The organism is Verminephrobacter aporrectodeae subsp. tuberculatae At4 (assembly GCF_000193225.1).
Taxonomy (GTDB): domain Bacteria; phylum Pseudomonadota; class Gammaproteobacteria; order Burkholderiales; family Burkholderiaceae_C; genus Acidovorax; species Acidovorax aporrectodeae.
Window position 1 is genome coordinate 1 of the sequence record NZ_AFAL01000401.1, and the last position, 12,025, is coordinate 12,025.

The window sequence follows — 12,025 nt, forward strand, 5'->3', positions numbered from 1 at the left end:
CCGCCGTGCCCTCCGTCCTCTTGCGCAACGCAAGGACCCAGAGCAGGTTGGCGCTCAGGGACAGGGCGATGGCCGTGCCCACTGCGGTCCGTATGCCGGTGGCCATGGACGCAGCGCTCCCCAACAGTGCGCCGAAGATTGCCACGCCAAACGCCGAGCCCGTTTGGCGGCTGGCATTCAGGACCCCCGCAGCGACTCCCGCACGGGCCGTCTCCGCGGCGCCCATCAGCAGGGTGGTGGCTGCGGGTGTGATGAGCCCGCTGCCCAGTCCCACGATGGGAAAACACAGGGCAGCGCGCCAGTACGGCGTATCCGCCGACAAGGCATACAGCCCGGCGAACCCTGCGGCGTACAGCAGGAATCCGGCCCCCACGACGAGCCGGGGACCGTATGACCGGGTCAAGGTCCCCGACCAGAAACTGCCCGCCGTGACACACGCCGTGAGGGGCAGGAAGGCGCATCCGGTGCGCAGCGGCGGCCACCCGCGCAGGGTCTGGAAATACAGGCTGAGCAGAAAGAACAACCCGTAGAAGACCAGCGCCGAAACCAGGGAAACGACCGTGGCAGCGCAAAAGGCGCTGCTGCGAAACAGTCTCAAGGGCATCAGCGGATCGCGGGTTCTGCTTTCGACGCACAAAAACAGGACCCACGCGGCGACGGCGGTGCATGTCCCCATCCGGACCCAGGCGTTGCGCCATCCAAGCCGCTCGCCCTCGATCAGCAGCGCCACCGACAACGCGAGCGCGACGATCACCAGGACCTGGCCAAGGGCATCCAGCCTCCTGCTGGCGGGCGCGGGAGGCGCCACCGCCTCGATCCGGCTGGCAAGCCATGTGCCCACCAAGGCGATGGGCAGGTTCACGAAGAAGATGCTGCGCCAGCCCAGCAGATGAATGAGCAGCCCGCCCACGAGCGGTCCGGCGGCCATCGCGATACCGCCAAAGCCGGCCCATATGCCGATCGCCCGCGCGCGCCCGTCGGGCGTGGGATAGGCCGCGGTGATCAGGGCCAATGCGCACGGCACCAGCAGGGCTGCACCGATCCCTTGCAGCACCCGGGCCGCGATCAGCACCGGCAGGGAGGGCGCCAGAGCGCACAGGGCCGAGGCCAGCGCGAAGATCAGGAGGCCCGCGATGTAGGTCGGCTTCGCCCCGATCCGATCGCCCAGGGCGCCCCCGCTGAGCAACAGGCTTGCAAAAGCCAGCGTGTAAGCGGTCACGACCCATTGCAGTCCGGCCACGCTGGCACCCAGCGAGGCGGCAATGGGTTCCAGGGCGACGTTCACGATGGACGTATCGAGTATGACGATGACGTAGCTGAGGCTCGTCGCATTCAGCACGCGGCGCTGTGGATTCAGTGGGGTCCATGGCATGTGACGCTCCTGCTTCCTCGATGCAATGGACTATAGCCATCGGCCAAAGGAACATACTTCGCTGCGTATCGAAATAGGGGGAGGCCGCGCGGACCTCTCTGCGTGTATCCGAAAGGAAGGCCCGATGACGACGCACCACATCTCCACGGGGTGGCCCATTTGATCGGCGAGCCCGTGCGCTCCGTGATGCTGATCAGCTTGGCGGACGGAGGCTCCTGGCCGGCCGGCGCCCTGGCCGAGGCGGCGGGCGTGACCGCGCAGACCGCGAGTGCGCACCTGGCGAAACTGCTGGACGGCGGGCTGCTGACCGTCCAGCGCCAGGGCCGCCATCGCTACTACCGGCTGGCCGGACCCCATGTCGTGAGCGCGCTGGAGAGTCTGGCAGCGATAGGCCCGGTGACACCGGTCTGGCGCCGCACCCCGAATCGCGCGGCCCGGCAGCTGCGCTTCGCCCGTTGCTGCTATGACCACCTGGCCGGTCAGATGGGGGTGGCGATGACCCAGGCGATGCTGGGACGCGGCTTGCTGCGAGAAGGTCAGGAGCGGGCGTATGTCCTGACGGCGGCCGGAAGCCGCTGGCTCGAAGAACTCGGCCTGGACATCGGCGACCCGGTGCTCGGGAACGACCGCTGCGCACGCCAATGCCTCGACTGGACCGAGCGCCAACACCATCTGGCAGGCCCTCTGGGCGCACGCCTGATGGACGCCTATATCTTGTGGAAGTGGATGAGGAAGACGCAGGGATCGCGCGCGCTGGCCATCACGCAACAAGGATGGTCGGCGCTCGCGCAGCACTTTGGCATCGACCGCAGCCTGGATGACGGCATGCATGCTCTGCCGGAGGTGAGCATCAGTTATAGAAGTTCGTGAGATGCAGGGGGCCTCAGGGGCGTTGTTGCATACCGCGTACATTCCCAATCCTTTGCCAAGGAGAAAATGAATTGCACACCATTCACTATCCAACGCGCTCTCAAGTCTTGGGATCGAGTGCGTCCGCCACGAGGGTCCAGTCCCTGGAATCGAACGGTCTGCAAGCGCACACCTACCTGCGGCCCGGTTGCACATTCGACATTTCTCTGCAAGATCGGCTCTTTACCATGCTTGTCGAAGTGACTTCTTCCGCATTCGGAGCGGACATGACTTCGTACTGGAAGCTCCGAAGGGAACAGGATTACTTCCACAAGCTGGAGAGCTTTACGTTGTTCGTCGAGGGCGATGATCAGATCGTTGGATGGACCGGTTATTGCATCATCGAGCCGGACGCCTCCTCACAGATCCTGTACATCGACTCGACCGGGGTGGTGCCCCGGCACCAGTCTGGCGGCGTGATGAAACGCATCGCTGCGGATCAATGGCTTCCCCGCGCCGAGGAAGCCTGCGAGCGCTTCTCCGAGGTCTATCTGACGGCGCGCACCGAGAGCCCCGTGTTCTACCGGCTATTACGTCGTCTGGTAGGGCCGGAGAAGATATATCCTGCGGCGCATGATCGTCTGCCGGCCAACGTTCTGCGGTGCGCGGAACAGCTGGCGACATGGCTGGGGCAGAGGCATCTCTTGCAAAAGGAATCCCTGCTGCTGCGCAATGCGTACGCCGTGGTGGATGCACTCTACGGCAAACTACCGTCAACGGGTGAGGTGCAACTCGACCGCCTTTTCCGTGAAGTTCTGGGGCCTCTGGATGCCTATCTGCTGATCGCCCAGGTAGGATCTGCCCCATGACGACCCGTTTCTCCCGCGACGCGGTGTTTGTTTTTCCAAGCCTGAAAGTCCCATGATGATGAAATTTGGATACACCATCGTTTACGTACCGGATGTCGCAGCTTCCTTGGCCTTCTTCGAGAAGGCATTTGGGTTCAAGCAACGCTTCATGACCGAGCAGAGGGATTACGGCGAGTTGGAAACCGGCGGCACCATCCTCTCTTTCGCATCGCACGAGCTCGCGGAGTCGCACTCGAAGCAGGGCTTCGTTTACTGTAGCCAGACCGAGAAACCGCTGGGTGTCGAGCTTGCTTTCGTGACCGACGATGTGCAGCAGGCCCACGCGACCGCCCTGAAGGCGGGCGCCGTCGAGATCGCGGCGCCGATGCTAAAGCCCTGGGGTCAAACGGTCTCGTACCTGCGCTGCCCCGACGGGTCGCTGGTGGAACTGTGCACTCCCATGGGGTGATGACCGCGCGGAAGACCATGGAACCCGAATCGCGTGGACCGGAAGCTATAGTCCGGTTCCGGGTGATCGGATGACCGGATAGGGGTAGTGGGCTGCCGGCGTTGCGCGTACAACCGCAGGCTCGGGAGGACGCATCCGGCGTACCGGTGCGCCGGATCGTGCCATTGCGTGCATTTAATGGAGACCGTTGTATGACGAAAGTCCATGCCGACGCGCCATGGTCCACCTTGCTGGACCTGCTGCGTGGCCACCGCCGGCCCCTGGGGCTGGCGCTCTTGCTGACCCTGGGCGCTGCCACCCTGGAACTGGTTCCCTACGCACTGCTGTGCGAATCCGCCGCGCTGCTGCTCGCGCAGGCAAGGGCGCACGATGTGTGGCGCCTGGTCGGCTGGATGGCGCTCGCGCTGGCGGGAAAATATCTGTTGTACGCGCTCGCCTACTACCTCAGCCACCGCGCCGCCTACCGCGTTCTGATGGACACGCGCCAGGCACTGGTGCGGCGGCTGGTCTGGGCGCCGCTGACTTGGCTGCAACAGCACGGCTCGGGCGCGCTGAAGCAATTGCTGATGCAGGACGTCGAACGGCTCGAACAGTTCATCGCGCACCACCTGGTGGAGATGACGGCGGCGCTCGTCGCGCCGATCCTGGTGGCCGGCGTGCTGTTGTGGATCGACTGGCGCCTGGCCCTCGCGGCCGTGGCCACCTTGCCGCTGGCGATCCTGCTCCAGTCCATCACCATGCGCAACATGGACCGGTTCATGGCGCAGTACCAGCAGGCGGTCGGCGAGTTGAGCAGCGCCTCGGTCGAGTACCTGCGCAGCATGCCGGTGATGAAAACCTTCCGCCAGAATGCGCGCTCGTTCGGCCGCATGCGCGAGGGACTCGCGCGCTATCACGATCTGGCACGGCGCGTCACGCGCAGCACCGTGCCCGGCTGGTCGATCTTCATGGTGCTGCTCAACGCGAACATCGTGCTCTTGCTGCCCCTGGGGCTGTGGCTGGAACAGCGCCAGCAGATTGGCCTGTCCGAATTGCTGCTCGCGCTGGTGCTCGGCAGCGGCATGCTCAAGCCGCTGTTCAAGCTGATGCGTTTCCAGGCGCAGATCCGTGAAATCCTGGAAGGCATTCGGCGTATGCAGCCCTTGCTCGCGATGCACGAACCCGCGCCGCGGGTGCCCGCCGCGATCGGCCCGCCCGACCTGTGCCTGGACGGCGTGTGCCTTGACTATGGCGCGGCGCCGGTCCTGTCCGAGGTATCGTTTCGCGTTGCCGCGGGACAGGTCACGGCGCTGGTCGGCCCCTCGGGTGCGGGCAAGACCAGCGTCGCGAATGTGCTCGGCGGGCTGATCGAAGCAAATCGCGGCGCAGTCCGTATCGGCGGCGCGCCGCTTTGCGCGCTCAGCGAGGCGCAGCGTGCGGGACTGATCTCGGTGGTCGCCCAGGATGCGTTTCTTTTCCAGGGCAGCCTGCTGGAGAACCTGCGCCTGGTTCGGCCCGACGCGCAGGAAGCGCAGCTGCGCCGCGCACTGCGCATCGCGCAGGCCGAGGCGTTTGTCGATGCGCTCCCCGAGGGCTGGCACACCGGGGTGGGCGAAGCGGGAATCAGCCTGTCGGGCGGTGAGCGCCAGCGCATCGCGGTCGCCCGTGCGCTGCTCGCGGATACGCCGATCCTGGTACTGGACGAGAGTACGGCCTTTGCCGACAGTCGCACCGAGCGGCACTTCTTCCAGGCGCTGCGGGAGGCTTGTCCGGAGAAAACGCTGCTGGTCATCGCCCATCGGCTCTACGCGGTCAAGGACGCTGCGCAGATCGTGGTTTTGCAGGCCGGGCGCCTGCTCGACGCCGGCGATCACGACAGCCTGCTGCGCCGTTGTGCGCTGTACCGGCAGATGTGGGAGGCGCAGGGGCAGGGCGATGCATGGACGCTCCAGCCCGCGCGCGGAGCGGGCCGCCAGGAGGTGGAGCATGGCTGATTTCGTGCAGGCCAGCCTGCGCGTGATTCGCGCCAGCGGCCATTCCCCGGCGCGCATTTATACGGGCCTGGCCTTGCACGTGGCCGAGCGCGCCTGTGCGATTGCGCCGTATTTCCTCGCCTGGTTCTGGCTCTCACGGTCCGCGCCGTTCGGCCCCGGCGTGGCGGGGCCGTGGGCATGGGTGGAGCCGGCGGCATGGCTCGTCCTGCTGGTGCTCGGCCAGATGCTCTTGTCCTACCTGGGCCAGATGAACAATTTCCTCGGCGGCTACGCGCTGACCATCGCCTACCGGGGCCGCCTGATCGATCATCTGCAGCGCTTGCCATTGGGCGTGTTCGGGCGGCAGCGCATCGGCCACCTGGCGTCGGTGATGACCGACGACGTCAAGCGCATGGAGGACGTGTTCACGCATCTGAGCGCCGAATTGCTGGCGTCGATTGCGACTCCCCTGCTGTTTGCCGCCATGCTGCTCTGGATCGACTGGCGACTGACGCTGGCGCTGCTCGCGACTTGGCCGCTGGCACTCGCGGCCCTCAATGGCGCGAATCGATTCTTTCTCGCGCGTGGTGTGCGCAAGCAGAAGCTGTTTCTGGAGACCAGCGGTCTGATCGTGGAGTTCATTGGCGGCCTGCGCACCTTGCGCCTGTTCCACCGTGCGCAGGCGTGGTTGCAAGGGCTCGATGCGCGCTTTGCGCAGATTCGCCAGCACAGCATGGGGGCCGAGGCCTGGGGCGGCGGTTCGGTGCTGGTGTACCGCATCGTGCTCGAAGGCGGCCTGCTGTTGCTGCTGGCGATCGCGGGATGGCTCATCGCGCATGCGACGCTCACGCCCCTGACCTGGCTGCTGTTCGTCTTGGTGGCCTGCAAAGTGCTCGACCCGTTGCTCGACGCCGCCGCCTATCTGGTGGAACTGCGCGCGCTGGTGCAAAGCGAGACCCGGCTGCAGCAGTTGCTCGACGAGCCCGTGCTGCAAGAGGGCGGGCGGACCGAGGCACCCCCGGGGTTTGCGGTGTCTTATCGCCACGTGGGTTTCGGATATGGAGCGCAGCGGGTGTTGCACGACATTTCATTCGACGTGCCCGAACAGGGCGTGACGGCGATCGTCGGCCCGTCGGGCGCGGGCAAGAGCACCCTGCTGGAACTGCTCGCGCGTTTCTACGATCCCCAGGAGGGCAGCATTGCGCTCGGCGGCGTCGATCTGCGCGCGTTGTGCAGCGACACGCTCTATCGGCAGCTCGGCTTCGTCTTCCAGGACGTGCAGCTTTTCGACGGCAGCGTGCTCGAGAACGTGCGCGTCGGCCGCGAGGGCGCGAGCGACGCGGAAGTGATCGAGGCCTGCCGTCTCGCGTGTTGCGACGCGTTCGTCCAGCGCTTGCCCGATGGCTACGCCACGCGCATCGGCGAGAACGGCCAGCAACTGTCCGGCGGCGAGCGCCAGCGCCTGTCCATCGCGCGTGCGCTGCTCAAGGACGCGCCGGTGCTGCTGCTCGACGAGGCGACGGCCTCGGTCGATGCGCAATCGCAGCACGAGATCCAACAGGCGCTCTCGCAGCTGGTCGCCGGGCGCACGGTCATCATGATCGCCCACCGGCTGCCCACCATCCGCCACGCCGACCAGATCCTCGTGCTCGATCAGGGCCGGATACGGGAGCGGGGCACGCATGCGAGCCTGCTCGCGCAGGGCGGACTCTATGCGCAGCTGTGGCGTGCGCAGGAGGCCGTAGCGGCGCCGTTGGACGGGGCGTGATGCGGCCCGACGCAGAGCGGGTCGCGTGGCATGCGCAGGATGCAGGAGCGATGCCCCTGGAGGGGTTCGGCGCGCCCTTGCACGACGGCGAGGTGAGGATCGTCTGCGCGCCGGTGGCGAGCGCAGCGACTTTGCCGTCGGCGTGGCTTGACGCAGGCGAGCAGCAGCGCTGGCACGCGTACCGGTTCGCCGCCGATCGCCAGCGCCACCATGCGGCGCACGCGCTCAAGCGCTGGGTCATCGGGGCGGTGCTCGGCGCGTCGCCGCAGCGCCTGGCATTTGCCGCAGACGCACGCGGCAAGCCCCGGCTGGTGGACGCCGCATTGCATTTCAACCTCTCGCACAGTGGCGCGTGGGTCAGTCTCGCGCTGCGTCGTGACGCCGAGGTCGGCGTTGACGTGGAGCAGGCCCGCGAGCCAGCCATCCCGCTGCCATGGCCAGCCATCCGCCACCCTGAAGAGCCGGACCTGACGGACAGCGCATCGTTCCTGAAAGCCTGGACGCTCAAAGAGGCCGTCAGCAAGTGCTGCGGCCAAGGCCTGGCGCTCGATTTCTCGCGCCTGCGCCTGGAACAAACGCAGCGATCGATCGACTGCTACGACGATGCCCGGCGCCACTGGCACGCTTGGCACGCGAGGCTCGATGCCAGCACCCATCTGGCGCTGGCATCGGACGTGGCGTGGCGCTGCCTGCGGTGGTGGCGGCTCAGCCCAGCCGGCGAGCCGCGCTGGGCAGAATGCCAAACTGTTTGTGCAGCGCCGCGCTGAAATGGCTGAGCTCGCCATAACCCGGCAGCGACGCCGGGACACCAGTGAGTCTGAATTTTCGCTGCGCAGTAAATATTCATTCTCAGCAGAAAATTCGGTAAAGTGCAGAAATTCACTGTGCAGTAAACCACCGCAAAGCATGTCAGAACCCAGCATGACCGAACATGAGTTGGTCTCACGCCTCGTGGATGCGTTGCGTGAGCTTCCCGACGTTCAAGCGGACGCTGAGCGTCGGGAACGCTCGGGCGGGCTTGATGCCGCGGTCGATTTGCACGTGGCAGGGAAGTCACTGGCCGTACTGGTGGAGGCCAGGAAAGCGGTCTATCCCCGTGACGTTCGGCAGGTGATCTGGCAGATCCGGGACGCCAGCCGGGCTTGGGCAGGAAGCCATGAAGGCGAGGCTGTGTCGCTGATTGCGGCCGAGTCGATCTCGCCTGGCGCCAAGGAATTGCTCAGGACCGAGGGGGTGGGTTACTACGACAGTGGCGGAAGCCTCTACCTGCCCGCCCCCGGCATCTATCTCTACATCGACAAACCCCCACCCAAGACGCTGGTCAAGTCAATCCGTTCGCTGTTCTCGGGGCGGCGCGCCCAGGTGCTGCACGCGCTGCTCTTTCACCGCCAAGCGTGGTTCGGTGTCACCGAACTGTCCCAGCTCTCGCAGGTGTCGCCAGCCACCGCGTCTCAAGTGCTGACCGAACTGGAACGCTTCGACTGGCTCGCGTCGAGGGGGCAGGGCCCCAACAAGGAGCGCAGCCTCGGGGAGCCTGCCGCACTGCTCGACGCATGGGTCGGGCAGGTGAAGATCGATCGACCGCCCGTGCTGCGCAGGTATTACGTACCGGCGACCAAGTCTGACGCATTGCCAATGCGCGTTGCCGAAGCCTTGGAAGGGCGGGGCGTCGAATACGCCATCAGCCACGAGGCCGCTGCCCAGAAACTGGCGCCCTTCCTGTCCAGCGTGTCGCAGCTGCGTCTGCGGCTGCTGCCCGGGCAGGCCGCCGAAGCCGCCTTGGGCGAACTGGGCGCACGCATGGTCACCGAGGGCACAAACCTGGCCATCATCGAAACCAAGTCGGCAGGCGAACTGCTGTTCCGCGAGCGCCTGGAAGAACTCTGGCTGGCCAGCCCGATCCAGATCTACCTGGACCTGCTGCGCGGCGAAGGCCGCTCGAAGGAAATGGCCGAGCACTTTCGCAAGGAAAGGATCGGCTTCTGATGGCCAAGCCTGCGACGCTCGACGGCTACAGCGACCAGTACACGGTGGACTGCGAGCGCGTCCTGGTGACCCTGCTGCGCGGACTCGGCCCCTGGAAGGACTCCGTCTATTTGGTCGGCGGGCTCACACCGCGATACCTCGTGCCGGCGCGGCCACCCGCCGTGCCTGCACACGCAGGCACCCTGGACGTGGACATCGTGATCGACCTGCAAATCCTGGCCGACACCGATGCGTACCACACGCTGGAGGACAACTTCAAGCGGATGGGTTTCGAGCGCGCAGAAAACGAGCGGCGGCAGAAATTGTCCTGGCGCTGGCAGACCCGCACCGAGCACGGTGCGCTGATGGTGCTGGAATTGCTGGCCGACGCGCCGGACATCGCCGGCGGCAGGGTGCAGCCGCTGCCGACCGAGGGCACGATCTCGGCGCTGAACATTCCGCACGCATCAATCGTCTTCGACCTGCACCAAGTGACGGAAATTCAGGTCGATCTGCTAGGCGACAACGGCGTTGCTACCGAGAAAATCAAGCACGCCAACCTCGTCAGCTTCACCTGCCTGAAGTCGTTCGCGTTCGAGCAGCGCTTCGAGCGCAAGGATGCGCATGACCTGATCTATTGCATCGAGCACGCGCCCGAAGGGCTCGACGCGGCGGCCGCAGCTTTTCGTCAGGAGTTTGCTGGAAGGCACGGTGCCGTGGTCGAAGCCTCGCTGGCGATCCTGCGCAGCCGCTTCGCGGGCGACGAAAGGACCGAGGGCTATCGCAGGGACGGTCCGGTATCGGTCGCCAAGTTCGAACTGGGTGAGGGCGATGGGCCGGAGCAGCGCGAGGCGAGGGCGTTGCGGCAGCGGCAAGCCAGCGATCTCATCGAGCAGTTCCTTCAGAGGGTAGGGCGCGGGGAGGAGTAGGTCGATCGTCCTCACTTGGACGCCCGGGTGAGGTGTCCTCCAGCGTGACTGAGTCTCGAAGAATTCGGCCGAATTCAACGCTTGCATGGCGGACCTCCGATGTGCGTGGTGTCAGCGCCCCTTGCCATGCGTGGTCCGAATGGCGCGGGGCGTCGAGACGGAACGGCCCGGTCAGTGCTGGGCACCAAGCCCGAACTGCTGCATGGCAGCGCGCTCCTGCGCAAAGATCTCGCGGCAGGACTGCGCGTACGCGTGCGGGCCGAGGTAGTCGACCTGCTGGTCGTATTCGGCCAGCAGTGCATGGAAGCGGGGGGCGGAAAGCGCTTCCTTGAACGCGTCGTGCAGCACCGACAGCCGGTCCGGCGGCAGTCCGCGCGGTCCGGCCAGGCCGTAGGGCGAATTGGCCACGATGTCGAAGCCGAGTTCGCGCAGCACGGGCACCTGCGGCCAGCGCCGGGAACGCTGCGCGGAGCACAGCGCCAGGAGCCGGAGCGTTCCTGCGTCTACCGCCGGGCCGAAGCCGGTGGAACTCACCCCGGCCATCACCTGCCCCGAGGCGATCGCGTTCAGCTGTTCCACCGTTCCCTTGTACGGCACGTGGATGTAGCGCAGTCCGCGGGCGGTGAACAGTTTTTCGAGCACGACGTGCGGCGTCGTTGCGACGCCGTTGGTGGCAATGCTCAATTCACCGGGGTGCGCACGGGCATACGCGAACAGCGCGTCGAGCGAACGCAGGGGGCTGTCGGTGGCGACCAGGATGCCGAAGCTGACGCTCGAGAGTTGCAGGATCGGCGTCACGTCGCGGATCGGGTCCCACAGCACCTTCTGGAGGTGCGGGACGCGAAACACCGGGTACGGCATCTGGGCGATCGTGTAGCCGTCGGGCCGGGCCTGTTGCAGCACCGGCATCGCGAGCGTGCCGCCGGCGCCGGCGCGGTTCCTGATCGTGAGCACCTGCCCGAGGCCGGGCGAGGCCAGCTCGGCGAGCAGGCGCAATGCAATGTCCGTGGCCGCGCCCGCGGGCCAGGGCACCCACAGGGTCACGGGGTGCGCGGGAAAGTCCCCGGAATCTGCCGCGAGCGCGGCGCGCGGCGGCAACGCGCCCAGCCCCAGCGCGGCCGCGCGGCGCAGCCAGCGCCGTCGGTCGGTCGGGTGCATTGGACGCGCTCGCCGGCGGTCGGCGCTCATGCCCCGTCTCCCCGCCGGGTCAGGCCGCCAAAGCCGCGCTGCGGGTTGTAGCCCCAGCAGGCCAGAAAGAAAAAGACCGTGCCGCAGCCGAGGACGACCCAGGGCGCGAGGCCGGGGTCCTTGCCGTAGAGCGCGAAGCGGATCCATTCCACCGCGTGGGTGAAGGGGTTCAGGCGCGCCAGCTGGTAGACCCACTCGGCCCCCGACTCCTGCAGCTTCCACAGCGGATAGAGCGCGCTCGAGAGGAAATACATCGGGAAGATGACGAAGTTCATCGTTCCGGAGAAGTTCTCCAACTGCCTGATATGCACCGACAGCAGCAGCCCGAGCGCGCCGAGCATCAGCGCGCCGGCGGCCAGCGCCAGCAGCGCGTGCATTGCGGCGAGCGGGTGCAGCGGCAGATCGGTGCCGATCAGCAGCGCCACGGCGACGAAGACCAGTGCCTGCAGCACCGACAGCAGCGCGGTGGCGCAGAGCTTGGAGAACAGCAGCCAGGGACGCGGCAGCGGTGCCGTGAGCAGCAAGCGCATGAGCCCCATCTCGCGGTCGTAGACCATGGCCAGCGAGGACTGCATGCCGTTGAACAACAGCACCATGCCGACCAGGCCCGGCGCGATGTAGACCTCGTAGGGAACATAGGTGTCGTAGGGTGCGACGATGGCCACGCCAAAGACGTTGCGAAACC

General features: G+C 66.4%; 11 protein-coding genes. 8 read left to right on the forward strand and 3 right to left on the reverse strand.

Annotated elements, in window-relative coordinates:
* On the reverse strand, window positions 1-1,372 hold a 1,372-nt coding region (locus VTU_RS0111365), incomplete at its 3' end, for an MFS transporter (RefSeq protein WP_010104237.1).
* A gap of 150 nt (window positions 1,373-1,522) precedes the next feature.
* Between VTU_RS0111365 and VTU_RS0111370 the strand changes: the two genes are divergently transcribed.
* The 8 genes from VTU_RS0111370 to VTU_RS0111405 all read left to right on the forward strand — a co-directional run bounded on the left by VTU_RS0111370 (window position 1,523) and on the right by VTU_RS0111405 (window position 10,152).
* Entirely contained in the window at window positions 1,523-2,242 is a 720-nt protein-coding gene (locus VTU_RS0111370; protein WP_010104238.1) for an ArsR/SmtB family transcription factor, read from the forward strand.
* A 227-nt stretch (window positions 2,243-2,469) separates the two neighbouring features.
* Window positions 2,470-3,090, forward strand: a complete 621-nt coding sequence (locus tag VTU_RS0111375; protein WP_138927861.1) for a GNAT family N-acetyltransferase — start codon at window positions 2,470-2,472, stop codon at window positions 3,088-3,090.
* 58 nt (window positions 3,091-3,148) lie between these two features.
* Window positions 3,149-3,538 (forward strand): VOC family protein, encoded by a 390-nt coding sequence (locus tag VTU_RS0111380; protein ID WP_010104240.1) that lies wholly within the window; start codon window positions 3,149-3,151, stop codon window positions 3,536-3,538.
* A gap of 191 nt (window positions 3,539-3,729) precedes the next feature.
* Window positions 3,730-5,511 carry an ABC transporter ATP-binding protein gene (locus tag VTU_RS0111385; RefSeq protein ID WP_010104241.1) on the forward strand — a complete coding sequence of 594 codons (1,782 nt, stop codon included), beginning with the start codon at window positions 3,730-3,732 and terminating at the stop codon, window positions 5,509-5,511.
* Entirely contained in the window at window positions 5,504-7,258 is a 1,755-nt protein-coding gene (locus VTU_RS0111390; protein WP_010104242.1) for an ABC transporter ATP-binding protein, read from the forward strand. Before VTU_RS0111385 ends, VTU_RS0111390 begins: the two co-directional genes overlap by 8 nt.
* The gene (locus tag VTU_RS30710; RefSeq protein ID WP_010104244.1) at window positions 7,258-8,025 is read left to right on the forward strand and encodes a 4'-phosphopantetheinyl transferase family protein; all 768 of its coding nucleotides are present in this window, start codon (window positions 7,258-7,260) and stop codon (window positions 8,023-8,025) included. The genes VTU_RS0111390 and VTU_RS30710 overlap by 1 nt, the downstream gene beginning before the upstream one ends.
* A gap of 1 nt (window position 8,026) precedes the next feature.
* On the forward strand, window positions 8,027-9,244 hold the full coding sequence (locus VTU_RS0111400) for a hypothetical protein (RefSeq protein WP_236610718.1): 1,218 nt from the start codon (window positions 8,027-8,029) through the stop codon (window positions 9,242-9,244).
* On the forward strand, window positions 9,244-10,152 hold the full coding sequence (locus VTU_RS0111405; protein WP_010104246.1) for a hypothetical protein: 909 nt from the start codon (window positions 9,244-9,246) through the stop codon (window positions 10,150-10,152). Before VTU_RS0111400 ends, VTU_RS0111405 begins: the two co-directional genes overlap by 1 nt.
* A gap of 171 nt (window positions 10,153-10,323) precedes the next feature.
* On the opposite strand, the gene VTU_RS0111410 is transcribed toward VTU_RS0111405, so the two are convergent.
* Both VTU_RS0111410 and VTU_RS26950 read right to left on the reverse strand, forming a co-directional pair.
* Entirely contained in the window at window positions 10,324-11,310 is a 987-nt protein-coding gene (locus VTU_RS0111410) for a tripartite tricarboxylate transporter substrate binding protein (RefSeq protein WP_010104247.1), read from the reverse strand.
* Window positions 11,311-11,336: 26 nt separating this feature from the next.
* The coding region (locus VTU_RS26950; protein WP_010104248.1) for an ABC transporter permease at window positions 11,337-12,025 on the reverse strand (689 nt) is incomplete at its 5' end.